Source organism: Pedobacter segetis (assembly GCF_016623585.1).
Lineage (GTDB): Bacteria > Bacteroidota > Bacteroidia > Sphingobacteriales > Sphingobacteriaceae > Pseudopedobacter > Pseudopedobacter segetis.
This window is the reverse complement of the sequence record NZ_JAEHFY010000003.1, coordinates 23,779-45,305: the sequence shown is the minus strand read 5'-3', so window position 1 is coordinate 45,305 and position 21,527 is coordinate 23,779. Positions and strand designations below refer to the sequence as shown.

22 protein-coding genes are annotated in these 21,527 nt (G+C 35.9%); 7 read left to right on the top strand and 15 right to left on the bottom strand.

What is annotated here, in order from left to right; genetic code table 11:
- Positions 1–14: 14 nt before the first annotated feature.
- Positions 15–692, top strand: a complete 678-nt coding sequence (locus I5M32_RS02525; RefSeq protein WP_200584607.1) for a hypothetical protein — start codon at positions 15–17, stop codon at positions 690–692.
- Here I5M32_RS02525 and priA read toward each other — a convergent pair.
- Both priA and I5M32_RS02515 read right to left on the bottom strand, forming a co-directional pair.
- The gene (gene priA, locus I5M32_RS02520) at positions 689–3,166 is read right to left on the bottom strand and encodes a replication restart helicase PriA (protein WP_200584606.1); all 2,478 of its coding nucleotides are present in this window, start codon (positions 3,164–3,166) and stop codon (positions 689–691) included. The genes I5M32_RS02525 and priA overlap by 4 nt on opposite strands.
- The gene (locus I5M32_RS02515; RefSeq protein WP_200584605.1) at positions 3,167–3,550 is read right to left on the bottom strand and encodes a DUF423 domain-containing protein; all 384 of its coding nucleotides are present in this window, start codon (positions 3,548–3,550) and stop codon (positions 3,167–3,169) included.
- A 96-nt stretch (positions 3,551–3,646) separates the two neighbouring features.
- Here I5M32_RS02515 and I5M32_RS02510 point away from each other — a divergent pair, with 96 nt between their 5' ends.
- The gene (locus I5M32_RS02510) at positions 3,647–5,257 is read left to right on the top strand and encodes a hypothetical protein (protein ID WP_200584604.1); all 1,611 of its coding nucleotides are present in this window, start codon (positions 3,647–3,649) and stop codon (positions 5,255–5,257) included.
- A 57-nt stretch (positions 5,258–5,314) separates the two neighbouring features.
- Positions 5,315–6,778: a DUF5723 family protein gene (locus I5M32_RS02505; RefSeq protein WP_200584603.1), complete on the top strand. Its 1,464-nt coding sequence runs from the start codon at positions 5,315–5,317 to the stop codon at positions 6,776–6,778.
- On the opposite strand, the gene tsaB is transcribed toward I5M32_RS02505, so the two are convergent.
- From tsaB to mscL, 5 genes are all read right to left on the bottom strand, one after another.
- A complete protein-coding gene (tsaB, locus tag I5M32_RS02500) occupies positions 6,775–7,464 on the bottom strand; it encodes a tRNA (adenosine(37)-N6)-threonylcarbamoyltransferase complex dimerization subunit type 1 TsaB (RefSeq protein WP_200584602.1) in 690 nt (229 codons plus the stop codon). The two genes, I5M32_RS02505 and tsaB, sit on opposite strands and share 4 nt — an antisense overlap.
- A 103-nt stretch (positions 7,465–7,567) precedes the next feature.
- Positions 7,568–7,798: a membrane protein insertion efficiency factor YidD gene (yidD, locus tag I5M32_RS02495; protein ID WP_200584601.1), complete on the bottom strand. Its 231-nt coding sequence runs from the start codon at positions 7,796–7,798 to the stop codon at positions 7,568–7,570.
- Positions 7,782–8,195, bottom strand: a complete 414-nt coding sequence (locus I5M32_RS02490) for a ribonuclease P protein component (protein ID WP_200584600.1) — start codon at positions 8,193–8,195, stop codon at positions 7,782–7,784. Before I5M32_RS02490 ends, yidD begins: the two co-directional genes overlap by 17 nt.
- Positions 8,196–8,262: 67 nt before the next feature.
- On the bottom strand, positions 8,263–8,421 hold the full coding sequence (gene rpmH, locus I5M32_RS02485; RefSeq protein ID WP_017258626.1) for a 50S ribosomal protein L34: 159 nt from the start codon (positions 8,419–8,421) through the stop codon (positions 8,263–8,265).
- Between the two features lie 116 nt (positions 8,422–8,537).
- On the bottom strand, positions 8,538–8,918 hold the full coding sequence (gene mscL, locus I5M32_RS02480; protein WP_200584599.1) for a large conductance mechanosensitive channel protein MscL: 381 nt from the start codon (positions 8,916–8,918) through the stop codon (positions 8,538–8,540).
- A gap of 146 nt (positions 8,919–9,064) precedes the next feature.
- On the opposite strand from mscL, the gene rpoN reads away from it, so the two are divergent.
- Positions 9,065–10,534, top strand: coding sequence for an RNA polymerase factor sigma-54 (rpoN, locus tag I5M32_RS02475; RefSeq protein ID WP_200584598.1), 1,470 nt, complete (start codon positions 9,065–9,067; stop codon positions 10,532–10,534).
- A 63-nt stretch (positions 10,535–10,597) separates the two neighbouring features.
- Here the strand turns inward: rpoN and I5M32_RS02470 are convergent, their stop codons facing one another.
- Positions 10,598–11,065, bottom strand: coding sequence for a hypothetical protein (locus I5M32_RS02470; RefSeq protein WP_200584597.1), 468 nt, complete (start codon positions 11,063–11,065; stop codon positions 10,598–10,600).
- Positions 11,066–11,262: 197 nt separating this feature from the next.
- Here I5M32_RS02470 and I5M32_RS02465 point away from each other — a divergent pair, with 197 nt between their 5' ends.
- The gene (locus tag I5M32_RS02465; protein WP_200584596.1) at positions 11,263–11,745 is read left to right on the top strand and encodes an ABC transporter ATPase; all 483 of its coding nucleotides are present in this window, start codon (positions 11,263–11,265) and stop codon (positions 11,743–11,745) included.
- Here the strand turns inward: I5M32_RS02465 and mtgA are convergent.
- The 4 genes from mtgA to rpsF form a co-directional block, all read right to left on the bottom strand.
- The gene (mtgA, locus tag I5M32_RS02460; RefSeq protein ID WP_200584595.1) at positions 11,728–12,462 is read right to left on the bottom strand and encodes a monofunctional biosynthetic peptidoglycan transglycosylase; all 735 of its coding nucleotides are present in this window, start codon (positions 12,460–12,462) and stop codon (positions 11,728–11,730) included. The genes I5M32_RS02465 and mtgA overlap by 18 nt on opposite strands.
- Positions 12,463–12,528: 66 nt before the next feature.
- Positions 12,529–12,972 carry a 50S ribosomal protein L9 gene (rplI, locus tag I5M32_RS02455; RefSeq protein WP_200584594.1) on the bottom strand — a complete coding sequence of 148 codons (444 nt, stop codon included), beginning with the start codon at positions 12,970–12,972 and terminating at the stop codon, positions 12,529–12,531.
- 13 nt (positions 12,973–12,985) lie between these two features.
- The gene (rpsR, locus tag I5M32_RS02450; RefSeq protein WP_200584593.1) at positions 12,986–13,249 is read right to left on the bottom strand and encodes a 30S ribosomal protein S18; all 264 of its coding nucleotides are present in this window, start codon (positions 13,247–13,249) and stop codon (positions 12,986–12,988) included.
- Positions 13,249–13,611, bottom strand: coding sequence for a 30S ribosomal protein S6 (gene rpsF, locus I5M32_RS02445; protein WP_200584592.1), 363 nt, complete (start codon positions 13,609–13,611; stop codon positions 13,249–13,251). Before rpsF ends, rpsR begins: the two co-directional genes overlap by 1 nt.
- A gap of 212 nt (positions 13,612–13,823) precedes the next feature.
- On the opposite strand from rpsF, the gene I5M32_RS02440 reads away from it, so the two are divergent.
- Complete coding sequence (locus I5M32_RS02440) at positions 13,824–14,171, top strand: nuclear transport factor 2 family protein (protein ID WP_200584591.1); 348 nt, start codon at positions 13,824–13,826, stop codon at positions 14,169–14,171.
- Positions 14,172–14,620: 449 nt separating this feature from the next.
- The gene (gnd, locus tag I5M32_RS02435) at positions 14,621–16,075 is read left to right on the top strand and encodes a decarboxylating NADP(+)-dependent phosphogluconate dehydrogenase (RefSeq protein WP_200584590.1); all 1,455 of its coding nucleotides are present in this window, start codon (positions 14,621–14,623) and stop codon (positions 16,073–16,075) included.
- A gap of 72 nt (positions 16,076–16,147) precedes the next feature.
- Here the strand turns inward: gnd and I5M32_RS02430 are convergent, their stop codons facing one another.
- The 3 genes from I5M32_RS02430 to I5M32_RS02420 all read right to left on the bottom strand — a co-directional run bounded on the left by I5M32_RS02430 (position 16,148) and on the right by I5M32_RS02420 (position 21,454).
- Positions 16,148–17,131: an SdiA-regulated/phytase-like domain-containing protein gene (locus I5M32_RS02430; RefSeq protein ID WP_200584589.1), complete on the bottom strand. Its 984-nt coding sequence runs from the start codon at positions 17,129–17,131 to the stop codon at positions 16,148–16,150.
- Positions 17,132–17,254: 123 nt separating this feature from the next.
- Complete coding sequence (locus tag I5M32_RS02425; RefSeq protein ID WP_200584588.1) at positions 17,255–18,625, bottom strand: hypothetical protein; 1,371 nt, start codon at positions 18,623–18,625, stop codon at positions 17,255–17,257.
- A gap of 27 nt (positions 18,626–18,652) precedes the next feature.
- Positions 18,653–21,454 (bottom strand): TonB-dependent receptor domain-containing protein, encoded by a 2,802-nt coding sequence (locus I5M32_RS02420; RefSeq protein ID WP_200584587.1) that lies wholly within the window; start codon positions 21,452–21,454, stop codon positions 18,653–18,655.
- Between the last annotated feature and the right edge of the window lie 73 nt (positions 21,455–21,527).

Sequence of the window (21,527 nt, the reverse complement as noted above, 5' to 3'; positions counted from 1 at the left end):
AGGCAAACTTTAAAATGAAAAAATATTTTACGTTTATTATCCTTTTAACATCCTCGATGGCTGTCTTTTCGCAGTCTCAGAGCGACTTTAACTATTCGATAGGCATTAAGCTTTTAACGGTAGAAGAGTATCCAAAACTATTGAATGAGGTTAGAAATGGCAGTACATTATATAATTCTGGCTTTAATGGGATTATTGCCAAGGTAAATGATAACCAAATCAGCTATCGTTTCCAGATTTCTAATTTAAAAAAAGACGGTTACTCTTTTAAGAACGAATGTGAAAACTGCGAGGTAATTACCGGAAACTATAAATCTTTTGATCTAAAAATCGGCTTTGAGAGAAGTTTGATATACAGTAAATTACAGCCGTTTTATGGTATCGACCTTGGGTTTAAAAGGGTAAATTTTGAAGGGGAATCTCACGATGCAAATAACGATTCTTTTCTATACAAAGCCAATATAGATAAGAACGGTGGCTTGGTTTATCCTTTTTTAGGGCTAAAATATAACGTGATTTCTGCTGTTACCATCAGTGCGGAAGCGGGGATAGATTTTCTTTACACACATGATAAGGAAGTGAAATCTAGCAAGACTAATGCGCCAACCTCTGTAAACAATTTTAACCGTTGGCAATTCAACAACAAGCCTTTGGGCTTATTGAGTTTGCAATTCAACTTCGGGAAATTTTAATAAGGATCAACATCCATGATCACATAAGCTGCTTTATTGTTTTTATGGGCTAAAAAATCTCTGACCTGCTGTTTAAGCAGGTTTTTTATTTTTGTAATGGATTGATGTTTATGGTCTATTTTAACCGTTATGGTTTGAATATAATAATTCCTTACCCTTCCTACCAAAGGCGAGTGAGGCCCCAAAACCATCTCTCCCAGATGAGATTTAAGATTTTTGGCAAAATCATCAGAAATAGTTAAAAGCCTCCCTAGATCTTTGTGCTTGATATTAATTTGGATCATTTTATAAAAAGGTGGATATTTAAACTGCCGCCTTTCTATCAATTCTTCGCGGTACATCCCTTCATAATCATTATTAACCACCTGTTGTATAACACGGTGTTTAATATCATAAGTTTGGATAATTACCTTTCCCTGTTTTGTTCTTCTACCTGCCCGCCCTGCAACTTGCGAAAGCAGTTGAAAGCTTCGCTCATAAGCCCTAAAATCTGGAAACTGGATAATGCTATCGGCATTGATGATCCCGATTAAGGTAATATTATCAAAATCTAAGCCCTTGGCCACCATTTGTGTGCCCACCAAAACATCTATTTTTTTTTCCTCAAAATCATTCAGGATAATTTGGTGCGCATTTTTATTACGGGTGGTGTCATAATCCATCCTAGCAACCTTTACATCCGGAAGAATTACCCTTAAATCGTCTTCTATTTTCTCTGTACCCAAACCTTTGTAAGAAATATGCCTCGAGGCGCAAGCAGGGCATTCTGTTATGTTATCTTCTTTATAACCACAATAATGGCAATGTAATTTATTAGAGGCTTTATGATAAGTTAAACTAACATCGCAATTGATACATTTTGGGGTATTGCCACAGGTTTGGCAGATCAAAACAGGTACGTAACCCCTCCTATTCTGAAAAAGAATGGCCTGTTCTTTATTTTCTAAAGTTTGTTTCAATCTTTCTAGTAAAACACTGGTAAAATTTTCTTTGATCAATTTTCTACTGCGCTCTTCCGTTATATTTACCACTTCAATTTCTGGCAGTTTTACCCCCCCAAACCTGCCTGATAGTTTTACCAGGCCGTATTTACCCGCAAGTGCATTAAAATAGGTTTCTAATGATGGCGTTGCAGATCCCAAAAGAACCTTAGACTGCATCAGATTGCCTAAAACTATGGCAAGGTCCCTTGCATTATAGCGGGGCGAAGGCTCAAATTGTTTAAAGCTGGCCTCATGTTCTTCATCAACTATGATAAAGCCTAGATCCACAAAAGGTAAAAACACGGCAGATCTAGCTCCCAATACAATATTAACTTCCTTTTTTAAAACTTTTTGCCAAACCTCTGCCCTTTCGTTATCATTAAATTTACTGTGGTAAACTATGATCTTATCTCCAAAATAAACCTTTAAACGATCTATCATTTGGCCCGTTAACGCAATTTCTGGCAGTAGGTATAAAACCTGTTTATCTAAAGCTAAATATTCTTCTATTAAACGTATGTATATTTGCGTTTTACCAGATGAGGTAACACCGTGTAGCAGCATCACAGGTTTATCTACAAAACCTGCCCTAATTTCTGATAGTGCAATTTCTTGAGGTTGGTCTAAAATAAAATCAGAGGCAATAATACCCTCATTAGAAGAAAACCTACTGATCACTTTATTGGCCTGCATAAAGATCTCTTTATCAACCAATGTTTTGATTACAGCGGCACTAACGCCAGAATCTTCTATCAAGGCATTCTTTTTAACCTCGCCTTTCTCCTTTTTTAATTTTAAAAAGCTAAGTAAGGCATCAACTTGTTTAGGTGCTTTTTCTAAAACTTCAAATAATTGTTTTAGGTTTTCTTTATCATCATAAAAAGGGTTTAACCGAATAGTGGCAACCTTTTTTGGGACAAACTTTTCTGCAATATCTTCTAAGATATAGATTATCTTTTTTTCGAGTAAACCTTTTAATATCGGAAAAACAGCTTTTTGATTTAAGATCTTGGTTATTTCTGTGATGGATAGCTCGTTTCTAATCTCTAAAGCATCTAAAATCAAAAACTCTTTATCTGTAAGCTGGCCTTTATCAAACTCATACGCGATATTTAAAACTATCCTTGTTTCACTAGCCAATTTTAAGGCAGTTGGCAAGGCGGCGGCCATTACCTCGCCAATAGTGCACAAATAATAATCGGCGATCCATTGCCAAAATTTTAATTGTGTTTCAGTTACAATGGGTTCATCGTCTAAAATATCCAACAGATATTTGGCCTCGTACTTTAAGGGAGCCTGTTTAGAAATAGCGTATATAATAGCCGTGTAAAGTTTACTTTTACCAAATTGTACCACTGCCCGCTTACCGATTTTTAGGCCGTCGTTTAGATCCGCCGGTACTCTGTAAGTATAAGTTTGCGGGATTGCCAATGGCAAAATAACTTCCACAAAAAATGTTTGTCTTTTATCATCGCCATCAAAATCTATCATTTATTTATCTTTAATAGCAGCTAAAAGTAAACTTAGCCATCCTAAAATGAAAAACAAACCGCCAATTGGAGTAATTGGCCCCAAGAAATTTACGTTTAGGTTTAATGCCGCGTTTAATGAAAGAAGGTATAAAGATCCACAAAAAAAGATAATTCCAGCTACAAAACACCAGGCAGAAAAATTGATGATATTGTTTTTAAACCTACCAAAAGTTGATAAAAATAGCAGGGCAAACGTATGGTAAAACTGATATTGTACGGCTGTATGCCAAATTTCTAATTGGCTTTCGCTGATTATTTTTTTTAAACTATGTGCGCCAAATGCACCTAAAATAACTGCCAATGCACCAAATAAAGCTGCCGTAATAATAATCCTTTTGTTCATTTTTTTTAATTGATGGTTGCGCTAATTTAAGAAAGATGAATCCAATTTCGAGCCTTCAATGCAAAAATCTATTTTTGTACATCAGGATTTTGTGAAATGAAGAAAATTATAATCATTATCAGCGTACTTTTTTTAGCAATTATAGCCGTTACTTGGCTTTATTTTAAGAACCTATCCTCATCAGAATATTCTAAAGAAAAGATATTTACCCTTGTACCTAATGACGCATCGATAGTTTTTGAATATAAAAACGAAACAACGTTTTATGACATATTTAAAGATTTTAATCTTTTACATGATATTTTAGGGGATGATATGCTAAGCCATATAAACGCCATCAAAAAAATTTTTGTTGATGATAAAAAAATTACGCCAGCTTTTGATGGGAGCAATCTTTATTTTGCATTAGACCAAACAGAAAATAATGCCGCCCACATTTTGATCTTGGCAAATTTGGCAAAAGATATGGATGCTGATGCCGATGTTTTAAATCATTTAAGATCAAAGTATAAATTAAGTAGCAGCGTACAACAAGAAGAAAAAGTTTATAAAATTGCTTTCAATAATAAATCAGACTTTAGGTTTTTTGTTCATAAATCTATTTTTGTAGGCAGTTTCGATTCTTTGTTGTTAAACAAGAGCATCAGCTTAATAGCTAATAAACAACAAGCAAATCAGTTTAAAATAGATAAAAGCAGCGTTAGAAACAAAAACTCTATTGCAAATTTGTACCTAAATTTTGATAAACTGCCGGGGTTTTTCAATAATTTCTCTAACAGAAAAAACCCAGAAGAAACCTATAATCTAAAAAACATAAAAGCAACCGCTTCTTTAAATATCAATTACCAAAGTAATGCGCTAATGTTCAGCGGTATCACAAATCCGCAAACCAACAGTAAAAACTATTTCAACCTTTTTCTTGATCAACAACCGGGCGTAAACACTTTAATTAACATTATCCCTTATGATGTCTCTAATTATGTGTTTTACTATACCTCAAATTATAAAGGATTTAATAACGATCTAAAGCAACTTTTAATAAGTGCGGATAAATGGGGCAAGCTTAAAAATCAGTTAGATAACGTCTCAAAAAAACACGCCATTAACCTCGATAAAGAATTGATACCGGTAATTGGGAAAGAGTTTGGCGTTTTTCAGTTGGCCTCAGGCGATAAAATTGGCATCGTAAAATCTGGCAACACCAACAGGTTGTATTTTTTGTTGTCAACCATCAGTTCAGAAACCACAGAAAACATACGCCGGTTTGATGACTCTAATATTTTAGAAGCTTATTTTGGGCAACCATTTGAGAGTTTTAGAAGGCCTTATTTTGCAGTGATAGAAAATCACCTGGTTTTTGCAAATAACACCACCGCTTTAAAAAGGTACCTGGATAACTACAAAAAGCAAAACTTTTTAAGCAGAACCGATAAGCATTTAGACTTTCAGCAATATTTATCTAACCAAGGTAACATCTTTTTCTTTGTGCACAACAGCAACTCCAAAGCAATGATAAAATCTTTTCTAAGCGGTACCGCTTATAAAGATTTCAAAAGCGATAATTTCAATTGGAAAGATATTTACGGTTTTGCCATTCAGTTTAGTGCCGATAGAGATAAATACTTTACCACTATGTACATGAACAAAATGCCCGAGGCAAAGAAGCTTTTGCCAAGCATAGATAGCTTGTTAAACTCTAAACCCTAAGGTTAAGAATTTATCATGAAATTTAACGTTTTACATTAATCCCATTAATTTTAAAGAATGAAAAAAAGCTCCTGTTTAATTTTCATCATGCTCTTTACCTTTAAAACGTTTGCACAAAGTTTCTCATTAAGCCATAGCGGCACACAGTATGATTCTTTCGAAAACCCCGTTGAACAAAGTTTTGACAAGGATCTTAGCAGAAAATATGCGTTAAATCTTTTACCATCATTTTCTGTTTTTGGCAATTTTAATGGCGAGGCACAAACCGCTTTTAAGAAATATCTTTTTACCCAAAGACTTGGCGCATCTAATTTTGGCAATTACACCAACACTAATAATTTAGTTTACGGTACAGATTTGTACCTTTTTATGTTCAAAATATTTAAAACCACAAATTATAATAGAGAACTAGGTTTTTCATTAAAATTTAAGGATGAAGGTAACGTACGCATAAGTAACGGAACATTTGTTTTGCTAGATGATTTCAGGAATTTCAATGAAAATTCTTATACAAACATCTTAAACAACAAAGGCACAAATCAGTCTTATTACCAATTAGCTATCAATTATAGGGAAAACTATGATGAACGTTGGGGTTTTGGGGCTAAGTTTTCTATACTAAACGGTGCTACCTATTCTAAAATAAGCATCAACTCTTCTAAGCTAAGCATAGATAGCGATACCAGTTATACGGCTAATTTACAAGGGCAGTATAGATCCAGTTTTGGGAACGATAAATTCACTTACTCTAAACTTTTCCCAAATTTTAAAAACTTGGGTGCAGCAATTAGCGCCGGAGCGTCTTATACTTCAAAAAAAGGGCTTTACTTAAGTTTAAACATTAAGGATCTAGGTTTTATACATTGGAGTAAAAAAAGCTCTATTTATGATTTTGCCGATGATATTACCGTAAACGATGCGGATAAACCCGGCACCAATAGTACATTTTTCTCTAATTTTGGAAAGATCATAAACGCAACCGAACGTAAGAAAGGTTTTAACAGCGTTATCGATAGCAGAACAACCTTTACCGTTTCTAAAGATTTTGACTTTTATAGAGCAACTTTTGTACTAAATAAGAGTTTTTTCAATAATGAGGGCCAAATTGCCATCATCAACAATTTAAGGAAAAACGCCTTTAATATCAGTATCAACCCGGTTTACGATTTTATCTCTAAATGGAATTTAGGTTCGCAGCTGATGATCAAATCCCCAAATGCAGAATTCTATGTGGGATCGGAGCAGGTTTTCCCAACCTATTATTTTACCAAAGGTTTTATTACACAAAATGAAAATATCGGAAACGGTAGCCCTAGAGCGGCATTTTATATTGGTTTAAACGTGAAATTCGGGAAAAAAATGCAAGATATGGGCAATGCAGATTACATTCCCGGTTTAAACGATAAAGAAACTGGCTTTGTTTATAAAATGGGGAAAAAGGAATTAAGAAAGGCGCAAAAAGAAAATAAAGCCATTGAAAAACGGGCAAGAAAAAATGATAAGAGAAACAGAAGGCGTTAAACTTTCTTTTTTCCTGCTACAAAATCTTTTAGGTAAAAAGGTTCAAAATATGCAACATCTTCAAAATCATGATCGTTAAACTTTTTTAGAGCTAAAAAGGTCAAATCATCGGCATTGCATAAATAATCGTCCATTACCCTAGCATTAGGGTTTTTACCCAACAACTCCTCGCATTTAGCTGCGCCATCGCCAAAAAAATAAACTTTATGGTCTCTTAAAAGATCATTAAAACTTTCTTCATCAATTATCTTGGCAGCAGTTTCTGCTATCGGTTTTAAGCGATCATCAAAAACGGCATGGTAAACCTCCATTCTTCTGGCATCTATCATGGGGCAAAATAAACTGTTGCCATTTACAGAAAAACATTTCTGTTTAAAGCCTGCTGCCATTGCCTCTAAAGTATTTACTGCAATTAACGGAATATCCAAGGCATAGCACAAGCCTTTTGCCGTAGAAACACCAATGCGCAAGCCTGTATAAGATCCAGGGCCCATGCTTACCGCCACAGCGCTCAAATCTTGATAATTCCTCTCGCTTTTCTTCAAAAGCTCTTCAATAAATAAAGTGAGATAACTGGCGTGTATATTCTTTTCGGTTTTTTGAATAGATTGTAAAACCTTGCCATCTTGCGCAAGTGCAACCGAGCAAGTTTGCGTAGCAGTTTCTATTTGAAGTATTAAAGGCATATATTATAAAAACTCTAAAAAGTTGATTACAATTTTATTGCTGTTTGCTCTGATGTTTGCGCCGCTTTCTGCATTATAGGTTAAGCTTTTAGCATACATCCAATTACGGAACAGGATCACTACCATGTTTACCCCATGGATGACATCGTCCTATTCGTTTTAAAGTTAACCACCCTCCTTTAAATGCGCCGTGTTTTTTAATGGCTTCTACCCCGTATTGAGAGCAAGTTGGCGTAAATCTGCAAGAAGAACCTAATAATGGAGAAATAAAATATTGATAGGTTTTTATGATCACCAAAAATATAAACCCAACTATTTTATTGATGATTTTCATGGGTATTTATATTTTCTATTAAAATTTCAATCATGGCCGCCATTTTTTTAAAGATAAAGGCATAATCTGATGTTTCTTTGCCAACATAAGTCAAGCTCAAGATAATAGACCTGTTAGCATCCATCAAAAAAGGGTAAAGTTTTATGCTTTTGTTTAACCGATACGCTTCTTTCATTCTCCTTTTCAAGAGATTTCTATCAACGCTATGCTTAAATCTTTTTTTTGGTACGCCAATAACTATTTGGGCAGCTTGCTGGCTTAAAGCCGATGGGGAATACAGCCAAGTTACACGGAAAGGATAAAATAAAAAAGAAGAACCATTAGCAAAAAGCGCACTTAGCAACTTTTTATTACATAATCGTTCTTCTTTTTTAAAACTGTTTATTTTAGATGCCATTAACCGAGGTTTTAATTTAAACGCCGGAAATTACTTACCAAAAGATGGTAATTAACAGCATATAAAACTATGCTTTATGACGGCGTTCGTCAGAAACTGTTAATCTTTTTCTGCCCTTTGCTCTTCTAGAAGCTAAAACCCTTCTGCCGTTTGCAGTAGACATTCTTTCTCTAAACCCGTGTTTATTTCTTCTTTTTCTTTGAGAAGGCTGGAATGTTCTTTTCATGATGTTATATTGTAAATCTCTCTTTTAAAACAAGAGTGCAAATATAGGCTTGTTTTTTTAAAATCACAACGTTATTTCAAAAAAATAATAACGCTTGCAATCAACAATTTTAGAGCCTATCTTTTTAAAAGATCCCTTATTTCTGTTAGCAATACCTCTTGTTTAGAAATTGCCTCTGGTGCCGCAGGGGTAGCAACCTCTTTCTTTTTCATGGCGGTTATACCCTTAATGATCAAAAACAACACAAAAGCTATTATTATGAAGCTGATCACGGCAGATAAAAAACTGCCGTATTTTACCGTACCAAAGGCGGTTAAATCTTCAATGTTTTTTAAGTTTGCCGCATCTAATGCCGGCTGCAATAACAAAGGCGTTATGATATCTGCCACAAGCGAGGTTATAATTTTACCAAATGCGGCTCCAATAACAACGGCAACGGCCAAATCAACCACATTGCCTTTTACTGCAAAATCTTTAAAATCTTTAACAAATCCCATAGAGTTTCTATTTTTAGTTAATAATTAAAGATAAAATTATAAATTATTTTACACTCACAGCCTTAATTTTTTCAATAAATTTTGGTTTGATAATTGTTGAGCAGGAATCACAAGATTTTTTTAACTTTGGTACACATTCAAAAATCATGCTGAGACAAAACCTTCAACAAAAACTTCTACAAAAGCTTTCTCCTCAACAAATACAATTCATAAAATTACTGCAAGTGCCTACGGTGTCTCTAGATACCCGTATAAAAGAAGAGCTAGAAGAAAACCCAGCTTTAGAAGACATCAGTTTAGCAGATATGAACGATCCGGTTGAAGATTATCCGGATAAGGACCCAGATGATTATTCTGAAAAAGAAAAAGAAGAGAACTATGACGAGTTTAACGTTGATGATTATTTGCAGGATGATAACATAAACGATTACGGTAGCAAATATGATAGCAATGAAGATGACGAGGAAAAAAAAGAGTTGCCAATTGCGGTAAGCAACACATTTTTTGAAAATCTGCAAGCTCAATTAGATCTGGTGCATTTAGATGATAACGATTATCTAATTGCCCAACAAATTATTGGCAGTTTAGATGATGATGGTTATTTGCGCCGCCCCATACCTTCTTTGATTGATGACTTGGCTTTCTCACAAAATGTGATGGCAGAAGAACAAGAGGTAGAAGACCTGTTAAAAGTTATCCAAACTTTTGATCCCGCCGGCATCGGGGCCAGAGACCTGCAAGAATGTTTGCTAATCCAACTGAGAAAAAGAGACCAAGCAAACCCGATCGTCATCAAGGCGATAGAAGTTGTAGAAGATTATTTGGATGAGTTTACAAAAAAACACTACGATAAGCTAGAAAAATCTTTAAACGTAAGTTCAGAAGAGTTAAAAGAAATAGTTGCAGAAATTTTAAAATTAAACCCAAAACCTGGCGATTCTGGCGCTTCTAACGTGAAGCAGATGCAGGTAATCCCCGATTTCCATATCGCTAAAAACGAAAATGTTTTAACGCTAACCTTAAATTCTAAAAATGCCCCAGAATTAAGGGTAAGCAAATCTTACCAAGAGATGTTTCAGCATTATGAGAAAACCTCTGAGAAAGACAAGAAACTAAAAGAAGCGGTACATTTTGTAAAACAAAAACTAGATTCTGCTAAATGGTTTATTGATGCGATTAAACAAAGGCAACAAACTTTGTTAAAAACAATGAACGCCATTATGAATTACCAATATGAGTTCTTCTTATCAGATGGCGATGAGAGGCAATTAAAACCAATGATCCTGAAAGATATTGCAGACCGTATAGGAATGGATATTTCAACGGTTTCTAGGGTGGCCAACTCTAAGTATGTACAAACCGAATTTGGCACTTTTTTGTTAAAATCTTTTTTTTCTGAGGCTATACAAACAGAAAACGGCGAAGAGGTTTCTAACAAAGAGGTAAAAAAGATCTTGGAAGAATGTATTGGCAAAGAAGATAAATTAAAACCCTTGGCAGATGAGAAACTGACCGAAATATTAAAAGATAAAGGTTACAATATTGCCAGGAGAACAGTAGCCAAATATAGGGAGCAACTGGGGATCCCGGTTGCAAGGCTGCGGAAAGAGCTATAAGGTTTTTTTTGATGAAATTATAAAAAGCGATGCTTGAATTATATCAGCATCGTTTTTTTTATGTTAATTTTTAGAGGAAAATATATCCTTTATCTGCTGAAGGTTTAAATCGATAACATTTAAACTTTTTACATCGGTACGCTTTAACGGGATTTTTATTTGATCAACCATTTCATCTTCGTTACCGTTTTTATCATTATATGTTTGAAAGATGATGGTTTCTGCCTTACACTTTAGAACCATCCAGCCAGCATCCTCAGTTCCTAAATAGTCAACTCTTTCCAAGTTTTCGGCCTTGAAGCTATAGTAATCAATTTTACCGTCAAAACCTGTTCTTTTATATCTGATAAAACCTTTATCGGTTATTTCCAAATCGGTTTTCTTAGCCCCTAAAACCGTTTCGGCTTGGTGCAATTGGAATTCTTGGATCAAACTTTTTTTACAGCTATCGAGCTTTTCCTTATCAATATCATGATACAAAAAAGAAACTAGCAACCTCGCTATCAGCAAAAAGCAACAAATCAAATTCATTATTTAAAATTATTTGGTTAAAACTTGTTTTAGAGAAATAGTTATCAACTTATTCACTTTGTTGATTTTATAAATCACGATAGAGAATGTTAAATTTAGAATTTGATGCCTGTTTGCAATCCGGTTAGGTCTAGTACCTTGATGTAATGTTTACAAAAACCCATCAAAAAGCTGATCTTATTTATATAAATTTGTATATGATCAATGATACAGCAAGAGTTTGGGTTTACCAATCTAACAGGGTTTTTAACGATGGTGAGATGGTCGTTCTGGCCGGTTTTTTAAAAAATTTTACACAAAATTGGGTTGCCCATAACCAAGCTCTAAAAGCAGGTTTCGAGATAAAATATAATCGTTTCATTATTTTGATCGTAGATGAGGAGCAAGCTTTGGCAAGCGGTTGTTCTATCGATAAATCTGTACATTTGATGCAAGAAATAGAACGCAAATTCGGTATTGATTTATTTGATAGGTTTAACATTGCCTGGAAGGTAAAGGACGAAATTAAATCTGCACCGAGGGAAGAATTTGAACAGCAGATAAAATTGGGGAATATAAATAGGGAGACTTTGGTTTTCAACAACTTAGTTTCTAACTATCATCAATTAAAAACAAATTGGGAAATACCTTTTAAAGATAGCTGGCATTCAAAGATTTTTAGATTAGAATCCGTCTTTTAAAACCCCCAACCTTTCTAAATTTTGTATATTCTTTAAAATCAGGTATTGCTTGTGGGCAACATAATCAGTTGGTTTTACAGGCGACCACTTTATGGGGTTTGGTAAAACAGCGATCAATAGTGCAGCCTCGGCCTTACTTAAACTTTCAGCCGATTTATGATAGTAATTGTTGCAGGCGGCCTCGGCCCCGTAAATGCCATCGCCCATTTCAATAACATTGAGGTAAACCTCTAAAATCCGTTTTTTACTCCAAAAAGTCTCTATCAGAAAAGTAAAATAGGCTTCAAAGCCTTTGCGTATATAAGATCTGCCAGGCCAAAGAAAAACGTTTTTTGCGGTTTGCTGGCTTATGGTGCTTCCGCCCCGCAGTTTTTTACCGTTTTTGTTTTTGGTATATGCTTTTTCAATGGCAGCAAAATCAAAACCATGATGAGACATAAAACTGGCATCCTCGCCGGCAATAGCCGCTTTTTTTAAATTGAGCGATAGTTTATCAAAATCACGCCATTTTTTATCGATTTTCCAAGCTTTGCCATCTGCTTTTCTCTCAAAGCCCCGCTCTACCATTAAATAGGTAATAGGTGGGTTAATAAACCTATAGATCAATACCCAGGCAACGCTAATAACTATAAACCAAAGCAGCAACCTGGCCATCCATCGGCTTATTCTCTTTAGCGTAAATGATGAGGATGCTTTTCTTTTGGATCTTGATGCCATGGTGCTAAAATAAAAAATGCTCCTTGAAAAAAATTCAAGAAGCATTTGTTTTTTGTAAAAAGAAACTTATTCTGCTACAACAGTAAAAGGAACTTGTACTTTAACTTCTTTATGTAAGTTTAGGTTAGCGATATAATCTCCAACAAATTTTACGTCGGTTTCAAAAGTAATTCTTCTTCTATCAACCTCAAAACCTTCTTTCTTTAAAGCATCAGCAATTTGGATGGTATTAACGGCACCAAATATCTTTCCGCTTTCGCCAGCTTTTGCACCAATAGAAAGCTTAACACCTTCTAATTTAGCCGCCATGGCATCTGCATCTTTTTTGATTTTATCTTGCTTAAACTGAGCTTGTTTAATGTTCTCGGCCAAAACTTTCTTTGCCGAATCTGTAGCCAGAATAGCATAGCCTTGAGGGATCAAATAATTACGGCCAAAACCAGGCTTAACGTTAACGATATCGTCCTTTTCGCCTACTTTTTTAACATCTTGTTTTAATATTACTTCCATTGTGCTTGCCTCCTTATTTTAAACCATCAGTTACAAACGGCAATACGCCAATATGACGAGCTCTTTTTACTGCTTGAGCTACTTTACGTTGGTATTTTAAAGAAGTACCCGTTAACCTTCTTGGTAAAATTTTACCCTGATCGTTAATAAACTTCAATAAAAAGTTGCCGTCTTTGTAATCAATATACTTGATCCCGTTCTTTTTAAAACGGCAGTATTTTTTTCTGTTATCCTCCACCTTGGGAGCGGTAACATATTGGATTTTGTCTTGTGCCATTAGTTTGCTGCCTCCGCTGTGTCTTTTTTCTTGTTAAAAGCTCCGCCACGTTTTTTCTCGTTGTACGCAACAGCATGCTTGTTTAAACTAATTGTCAAAAATCTCATTACACGTTCGTCTCGTTTTAATGCGATCTCTAATTTGCCGATAACCTCTCCTGAGCATTTATATTCAGTTAAGTGATAGTATCCCGTAGATTTCTTTTGGATAGGATACGCCAGTTTTTTCAAACCCCAATTGTCTTCCATAACAATTTCGGCTCCGTTATCAGTTAGCAACTGAGAGAATTTTGCAATTACCTCTTTAGCAACTTCTTCTGATAACAACGGGGTAAGAATGATAGTGGTTTCGTATTGATTCATTTCTTACAATATTGTTTTTTAAATCCCCGCTTTTTTGCGGGACTGCAAAAGTATAGATTATTAAATTGAAATGCAAGGGCTTGAAGATGTTTTTAGGATGGTTCTTGGTTAATTGTCTCGGGATAAATTTTCGATATCAAATAACTTATCAATAATTTTATGGCTCAGAGAAGTTTAAATTAATAGGATATTATCAGCATAAATAACAAACTATGAATGCACAAAAATTTGCAGAAGAATGGATCGCCTCATGGAATTCGCACAACCTTTCAGAAATCTTAAACCATTATACCGATGATGTTGAGATCACAACCCCTATGATAAAATTGGCTGGCGGTATTGAGGGCGGCTCTTTGAAAGGAAAAGAAAACGTTAAACTCTATTGGCAGAAGGCTCTAGAAAAAATACCCGATCTACATTTCGAACTTTACGAGATAACCACAGGTATCAACTCGGTTGCATTGTATTATAAATCAGTAATGAATAAAAAAGCAATTGAAGTAATGTTCTTTAACGAACAAGAAAAGGTTAATAAAATGTTTGCGTTCTATACCGAATAAAACCGCAATACACTATACTAAATATAGTTGGGCATACAAAAAATTATTTGATCAGCCATTTGTATATCTTAAGTCGGAAAATATTTTGGTCTTAAAAACAATGGGCAAGAACGCTAGCTTTTTAGTCTTTACATAAAAATTGATTTTCTTTGGCCATTTTAACACAACAGGAGCCGGTGGTCTTAGCTTTGGGTTTACTCTTCGGCAAGGGCCAGAAATTACCTAAATAGCAAAGAAACCCTTTTGTTTGAAGGCTCTTTAAAAAAGAATGTTGATTTTATAATGGGTTAAATATTTCTTTAAAAAGCCAAGGTATCATCAATAAAAACATGGAGACTTTGATTATTTGGCTTTGATCCCTCAAAAAACAAAGCTTAAAATTGCTATCTATCAATAAAAAACTAAATTTGGCTATCAAAAAAACCACTCTTATAAAAATAAACAACAAAATGAAGCAAGTATCTGATATTGGCGTGATAGGGATTGCCGTTATGGGCGAAAACCTGATTTTAAATATGGAAAGCAAGGGCTTTCACGTAAGTGCCTTTAACCGCACTGTTGATAAGGTTGAAAAATTTGTAGAAGGCAGGGCAAAAGGGTTAAATATTTATGGAGCCGATACAATCGAAAATTTCATCGCCTCGTTAAAAGCACCACGTAAAGTGATGTTGATGGTAAAGGCGGGTAAACCTGTTGATGATTTTATAGATGTTTTAATCCCATTATTGGATAAAGGCGACATTATTATCGATGGTGGGAATTCCCATTTCCCCGATACGGAAAGAAAAGTAAAATATGTAGAAAGCAAAGGCCTATTATATATCGGTACCGGCGTTTCTGGGGGTGAAGAAGGTGCCTTAAAAGGCCCATCTATTATGCCAGGTGGTTCGCCAAAGGCTTGGGATGCCGTTAAACCAATTTTCCAAGGAATTGCAGCCAAAGTTGATGGCGGCACACCTTGTTGCGATTGGGTAGGCGATGGTGGTGCCGGACATTTTGTGAAGATGGTACATAATGGCATTGAGTATGGCGATATGCAGCTGATCAATGAGGTTTACCAAATTATGAAAGACGTTTTAGGCATGAGTACAAGCGAAATGTATGATGTTTTTGCCGAATGGAACGAAGGGGAACTAGACAGTTATTTAATTGAAATCACCAGAGATATTTTAGCTTATAAAGAGGAAGATGGAACGCATTTGGTAGATAAGATCTTAGATACGGCCATGCAAAAGGGCACCGGGAAATGGACAGGTACCGTGGCTTTAGAATTGGGGATCCCTTTAACATTGATCACAGAATCTGTTTTTTCTAGATGTTTATCTGCCTTAAAAGATGAGCGTGTAGCTGCTTCTAAAGTTTTAACTGGGCCAACACCTAATTTTTCTGGAGATAAAAAGGCTTTTCTTAAAGATTTAGGAGCTGCTTTGTATGCTGCAAAAGTAATTTCTTATGCCCAAGGTTATCAAATGATGAGGGCTGCCGCCGATGAATACAAATGGACTTTAAATTATGGCAGCATTGCTTTGATGTGGAGAGGTGGCTGCATTATCCGCTCTCGTTTCTTAGGAAACATTAAGGATGCTTTTGATAAAAACGCTGAATTGGCAAATCTTTTATTAGACCCTTTCTTTGCGGATAAAATGAAGGCCCATCAATCTGGCTGGAGAAAAGTAATTTCTACTGCTGTAATGAACGGAATTCCGGTTCCGTGTTTAAGTGCCGGTTTAAATTATTATGACGGTTACCGTTGTGAGCGTTTGCCAGCAAATTTACTACAAGCCCAACGCGATTATTTTGGCGCACATACTTATGAAAGGGTAGATAAACCAAGGGGCGAGTTTTTCCATACCAATTGGACAGGTAGAGGCGGTGATACTTCTTCTACAACCTATGAAGTTTAATATGATAAATCAATCTTAAAAAAAGGGGTGGTTAAAGTCGCCCCTTTTTTTCAAACTGAGCAAAAATCGCATCTATTTTTTTCTGCTGTAAAAATTGAAATAAGGCGAGGCAGAATTGCTCTTATTTACCTCTGTATTGGTATAAATCCCTTCTAATTTGGGTGCAAAGCAAATACCTTCTCCCTGATATTCCATTTGAATGGGGATTGAGATGGGGGCAGTTAGTAAAGTAGTAATTATATCTTGTTTAGATGTTCTGCGCCAATACCAAACGGTAGATTTGTTCCTCAGTAATATCCCGCTCCCATCTGATGAGATATCGCCAGCGGTAAGTTTATCAAAAGGAAGTTGTACCGAAGATCTTATAGTAGTGGTTTCTTGTATATTTTGTGGATAGCCAACCCTATATATTTTTGCGTTGTTGCTTTCTTTTGTTGCTATGTAAATATCTTTTGTAACTGGATCTACCATTAATGACTCTGCATTTTTTGGCCCATCGTTGTACTTTAACCTAATTTGATCAAATTCGCTAATAAGATATTCTTGATCTGTTTTTTGCGACAATAAATCAGGTTCTTGGAACCTATAAACCACAATTGCTGGATATTTGGCATCGTTATCGCCAATATCTGCCAAATAAATATAGCTTTTGCCCGTAATGGGCCCTGGCCCAACGGCTATATCTTCCCAATCTCTGTTGTGTATGCCATTGAGCATTATTTTTCCAATAGATTTCCCGTTAGTGTTGATAATGTAAATTATTGCCGCGTTTCCACTATCTTGATGAATGTAGAATATGCTGTCTTGTGCGGCACTAGCTGCAATGCCGCTTTGCTCAACTAAACTGGTATTTTCTAAATAATGGGTAATTGGCTGTTTGGTATAGATGGTGGTATCAACTTTAATATCAGTACCATTATAGGTCGCCTTTTTTATGGGAATAATGCTATCAGTATTTCCAATAGGTGGGTTATCTTTGATGGGCAATGCCGTATTTTTCTTGCAATAGCTTAAAAAAGGAATTGCCAAAACCAATAGATAGAGCAACTTTTTCATCAATTTTTAATTTAAAAAGCGTATTAAATTTAGAATAACAGCTTGATATTAAGTTTTTTCCCTTTTAAAAAAAGTATGATGAACAGAATTGCCCATCATACTCACATTAAAAAAAACAAACTATTAATGTTGGTTTCCGGTACCGTCTGTTTGGAAAGCACCTATATCTTTACCCGGAGGGGTAATTTCTGAAGAACCATAATTAGGATCAACAGGGACTACATTTAAAGGGGAAAAAGCGGTAGTAGTGCCTTTTCCTACACATGGCGAACTAGCTGACAAATGAAAATCATAAGTGCCCACAGTACTTATCTTTTTAAAATTAGACTGTGGCAATGGATAATTCATAAATTTAGGGTCGTTTTTGGCCACCACGCTGCTGCCATCATAAATATCGCCTAAAGCATAACTTGCTGGCAAGAAAGAACTTGGTATAGGAATATCCGAAGGCTTTGGTTTGGTAATATATCCAGTAGGATAAATCTCATTTGCTGTCTCTAAAGTACTGTTGTAATTATAGGTATTGCCATATTTTAGGTTCAAAGTGTCGGCTAATGGGTCATTAACCACTCTAAAACCAAATCTACAATCTACGATCAAATTATTAAAGGCATTCCCCCTAGATCCTTCTTCGTAATTCACAGATCCACCTCTGCCACTTTCTAACCTTCTATAACCGCCGTTTATATAAGTGTTGTTGTACATATTAACATTACATTGCACAGGGGCACCACCTTTATTAGAAGCTTTGGTACCCGTAGTGGCAGAACCAATAATCAGATTATAGGCCATATTTCCAACGCTACCGCTTTTTGCGTTCATCACATCGCCACCTGTTTTACCACATTTTTCAAAAGTGTTCCGCATCAAATTAAACTTGCCTCCTTTTAGCCTGATAGGATCATCAATGCCGCCATAAACCCAAGAGTCTTCCATTACAAAAACACCGTCAACGTTTTGAAAAAGTACTACAAAAGAATTATCGTTTGCCTTGGTTCCGGTAACCGGAGGTGTGGTATATACTCCTCCCCCAAATTCGATATGTGTCCACTTTAATACTAATAATTTACAGGTCACATCACAGTTTATGCCCGTCCAAAGGCCTTTATAAGCGTCATCATCATCTGGGTTTACATTTGGGTCGTTGGTTTTTACAGCATCTTTTACCGTAAAGTAATTAGGTTGTTCTTTAGTACCCAAAGAAAGTAGCGTACCTTTAACGATCACATCTGCATTATTGGTCATATAAACTTTAACACCTTTTTGTACCAAAAGGGTATCGCCTTCATTAACTGTTACATCTCCACTAATGGTGTATGTTTTGCCACTAAGCATTGTCCCTTTTATAGAACCAGTTAGTGGAGCGGTATCGCTCACGGCCTGCCCAACTTGCAACGGCGGGGTAGATATTTGGGTGTTCTCCTTTTTAGAACAGGAAGCCATAATGGCCATACTTCCCGCTAAAATGATAAATGATAATTGTTTGATTTTCATGATTTTTAATTTAATATAGTTTGAAATTTAAAGCTTATACCTCAATCCCAACAAATAAGAAGGCTGATATAAATCTCTTTGCGTGAGGATATAACTGTTGTTGTTTTGTGCAGGCAGGGCCAATTTACCGGTGGTAAAACGATTGGGCTGTTTTATGATAACCTCGTAAGGCGTATTTAATAAATTGTTGGCCTTGGCGTATATTTTTAGGTGCTTACTGATTTTCTTCTCGGCAGAAAAATCCAGTACGGTGGAAGCTTTTTGCCAGTAGTCTAAATTTCTGTAAAGAGAGAGCTGCGCAATGCGTTCGCCCGTATAAACAGCGGCCAATTGCGCATCTATCCCTTGCTTCACATTTTTATAAAGCAAAGAAAAATTACCAATATGTGCCGATTGGCCTTGTAATGGTCTGTTTTGTTCTACATAAATGGTGGTAAGGTTACCGTTTGTATCTCGATAATAAAGCCCTTTATTTGATGATATGTTTGAATGAGTGTAGGTATAATTTCCGGACACGCCCCAAGTGCCAAAATACTTTGTAAAAACTACCTCGACACCATAATTAGTAGCGTTCCCAAAATTATCTGGCCTTAATTCTTGCCCCGATGTGGTAGTTTGTTTCAGCGCATATTCTATCGGGTTTTGCAAAAACTTATAGAATGCACCCACCATAAAAGCATCTAAGCCGCCCGGGAAAACCTCGTACCTAAAATCTAAATTATCTATTTGCGTATGTTTTAAGTTGATGTTTCCGTTTAAAGTATAAAATTCACTGGTGCTGGCATCTGGGAAAGGGATAATATCTGCATAAGCAGGCCTGCTGATAGATTTATAGTAAGAAAGCCTAACCGCTTGTTTTCTGTTTAAAATATATTTGAAATGGGCGCTAGGCAATACATCTAAATAACTGATAGAGCCTGATTTTCCTACAAAAGAAATAGGTGCAGAGGTCTCATAATTTTGGGCTGTACTTTCAAATCTAACTCCGCCCAAGAACTCTAGCTTTTTTAAGATTAAAAATTTTAGCTCTCCATAGCCCGCTGCAATGATTTCGTCAAAAGTATAAACACCGGGGTTAGAAGAAGCCGATCCTAATGCCGCATTTGCGGGATTAAAAATAAATTGCGCCTGATCTATTCCATTAAATACCTGTGGGCTTCCATCTGGGTTCGATTTTGGGCTTAGTGTATATTTGTTATCGTAGTTGTCCCTATTTTTATGTCTGTAAAGCCCCCCAAAATCAAAAGCAACTTTTTGTTTAAATAAAGTAGGATAATAATGGAGGTTTAAATAACCTGCTAAATCTTTATCAGTGTTATGTTGCCAATCTCGGCCAAAGCTTAACAAAAGAAAAGGTGTTTCGTAAGTGTTCCCATTTGCATCTATACCCACTTGATGAGTGCTTTTAAGCTGACCAAAGTCTGGAAGTTTTCTTGTGGCTTTAGAATACACCGCAGACCAATCGGCAGAAAAGCGTTGGCTTACCAAATGCTTCCCTTGCAGGGTAAAGCTTGATATATTCTGCTTTTCGTAGCGGGATCTATCCGCTATCTCTACTAAACCCTGTCCAGGGCCTACTCTCTGGATAGCCAAAACAGAATCTATAGAATGGCGGTATTCTGTTTTATTGAGCTGTAAAAAGGTAGAAAAAAGGCTAAAAGTGGTTTTTGGGCTTAGGTGATAATCTAATTTTAAATGCGCACCAACTCTATTTTGTTGGCTGGTGTAAGTCCTAAAAAATCCATCGGTAAATACAGGGCTACTATCTGTATTTTTGTCTGTTGAGGGATTTGGTTGGGTGCTAGGTTCAAAAAACACAGAACTAGACCCCCTAAAGTTGTTTTGATAACTAAACGCTGCAATAGCACCTAGTTTATCATGTAAAAACCTATTACCAATTGAAAAACCTCCCACACTATTTACCGGAAAATTCTTTGCACTATACCGATAGTTTGACTTTGTGAAATCACTGATCTTTGCCAAATATTGCTCTCCATTGATTTCTGCCGGAGATTGAAGGTTGATCGCACCCTTACCGAAAAGCATGGCATCTTGGTTTAAGAAAATTTGGCTATATCCCGCTGCCGCGTTTGCATTGACAATTAAATGATCAGGTGCATCTTTCATCACAATATTCATTACCCCGCCACTGGCATCAGCCTCCATATTGGGGGTTAAAGATTTAATTACTTCTAGACGGTCTAAAAGATCGGCAGGAAATATATCTAATGGAACAAACCTATTCCTGTTATCTGGGCTCGGTATTTTTACCCCATTGATCAGCGTAACGTTATATCGTTTATCCATCCCTCTGATAATGGCATTTTCACCATCGCCAGTGTTTGAACGTTCAATAGAAACTCCAGAAACCCTTTGCAGTACGTTGGCCACGGTTAGATCTGGGGAAAGCTGAATGCTTTTTGCTGACACTATATTACTTACGTTATCAGATTTTTGCTCTGCCCGGCGGGCGTACTGCTGCGAAGAGCCATCTTTTACCCCAACTATGGTTACTTCATGTAAATTTGTTGATGATCTTTGCAAGTAAAAAACAACACTTAAAGAAGAGCCGATGTTAAGAACTGTATCTAATTTTAGGTAACCTAAATAGGCACATTGAATGTGATAATTACCAGAAGACAAATCTTTAAATTTAAAAGAACCGTCTAATTGTGTAATCGCATTTGTTACGGGGTTGTAAAGCTTAATTGTAGCACCTACTAATTGTTCGCCATTTTTTGCATCTAAAAGCTTACCAGTTAAAGTGTTTTGAGAAAATGCCGCAGAGGTAATGAACAGAAATAGAAAGGTAATTAAACGTATTTTCATTTATTATTAATTTTCTGCTAAGGTATTTTGGCATGTTTAACTTCAGATTAACTGACGATTAATAATGTGTTAA

What these genes read in the sequence shown, in the direction of transcription:
- I5M32_RS02525 (WP_200584607.1), top strand. Translation starts at nt 15, where the DNA reads ATGAAAAAATATTTTACGTTTATTATCCTTTTAACATCCTCGATGGCT.
- priA (WP_200584606.1), bottom strand. Translation starts at nt 3,166, where the DNA reads ATGATAGATTTTGATGGCGATGATAAAAGACAAACATTTTTTGTGGAA.
- I5M32_RS02515 (WP_200584605.1), bottom strand. Translation starts at nt 3,550, where the DNA reads ATGAACAAAAGGATTATTATTACGGCAGCTTTATTTGGTGCATTGGCA.
- I5M32_RS02510 (WP_200584604.1), top strand. Translation starts at nt 3,647, where the DNA reads ATGAAGAAAATTATAATCATTATCAGCGTACTTTTTTTAGCAATTATA.
- I5M32_RS02505 (WP_200584603.1), top strand. Translation starts at nt 5,315, where the DNA reads ATGAAAAAAAGCTCCTGTTTAATTTTCATCATGCTCTTTACCTTTAAA.
- tsaB (WP_200584602.1), bottom strand. Translation starts at nt 7,464, where the DNA reads ATGCCTTTAATACTTCAAATAGAAACTGCTACGCAAACTTGCTCGGTT.
- yidD (WP_200584601.1), bottom strand. Translation starts at nt 7,798, where the DNA reads ATGAAAATCATCAATAAAATAGTTGGGTTTATATTTTTGGTGATCATA.
- I5M32_RS02490 (WP_200584600.1), bottom strand. Translation starts at nt 8,195, where the DNA reads ATGGCATCTAAAATAAACAGTTTTAAAAAAGAAGAACGATTATGTAAT.
- rpmH (WP_017258626.1), bottom strand. Translation starts at nt 8,421, where the DNA reads ATGAAAAGAACATTCCAGCCTTCTCAAAGAAAAAGAAGAAATAAACAC.
- mscL (WP_200584599.1), bottom strand. Translation starts at nt 8,918, where the DNA reads ATGGGATTTGTTAAAGATTTTAAAGATTTTGCAGTAAAAGGCAATGTG.
- rpoN (WP_200584598.1), top strand. Translation starts at nt 9,065, where the DNA reads ATGCTGAGACAAAACCTTCAACAAAAACTTCTACAAAAGCTTTCTCCT.
- I5M32_RS02470 (WP_200584597.1), bottom strand. Translation starts at nt 11,065, where the DNA reads ATGAATTTGATTTGTTGCTTTTTGCTGATAGCGAGGTTGCTAGTTTCT.
- I5M32_RS02465 (WP_200584596.1), top strand. Translation starts at nt 11,263, where the DNA reads ATGATCAATGATACAGCAAGAGTTTGGGTTTACCAATCTAACAGGGTT.
- mtgA (WP_200584595.1), bottom strand. Translation starts at nt 12,462, where the DNA reads ATGGCATCAAGATCCAAAAGAAAAGCATCCTCATCATTTACGCTAAAG.
- rplI (WP_200584594.1), bottom strand. Translation starts at nt 12,972, where the DNA reads ATGGAAGTAATATTAAAACAAGATGTTAAAAAAGTAGGCGAAAAGGAC.
- rpsR (WP_200584593.1), bottom strand. Translation starts at nt 13,249, where the DNA reads ATGGCACAAGACAAAATCCAATATGTTACCGCTCCCAAGGTGGAGGAT.
- rpsF (WP_200584592.1), bottom strand. Translation starts at nt 13,611, where the DNA reads ATGAATCAATACGAAACCACTATCATTCTTACCCCGTTGTTATCAGAA.
- I5M32_RS02440 (WP_200584591.1), top strand. Translation starts at nt 13,824, where the DNA reads ATGAATGCACAAAAATTTGCAGAAGAATGGATCGCCTCATGGAATTCG.
- gnd (WP_200584590.1), top strand. Translation starts at nt 14,621, where the DNA reads ATGAAGCAAGTATCTGATATTGGCGTGATAGGGATTGCCGTTATGGGC.
- I5M32_RS02430 (WP_200584589.1), bottom strand. Translation starts at nt 17,131, where the DNA reads ATGAAAAAGTTGCTCTATCTATTGGTTTTGGCAATTCCTTTTTTAAGC.
- I5M32_RS02425 (WP_200584588.1), bottom strand. Translation starts at nt 18,625, where the DNA reads ATGAAAATCAAACAATTATCATTTATCATTTTAGCGGGAAGTATGGCC.
- I5M32_RS02420 (WP_200584587.1), bottom strand. Translation starts at nt 21,454, where the DNA reads ATGAAAATACGTTTAATTACCTTTCTATTTCTGTTCATTACCTCTGCG.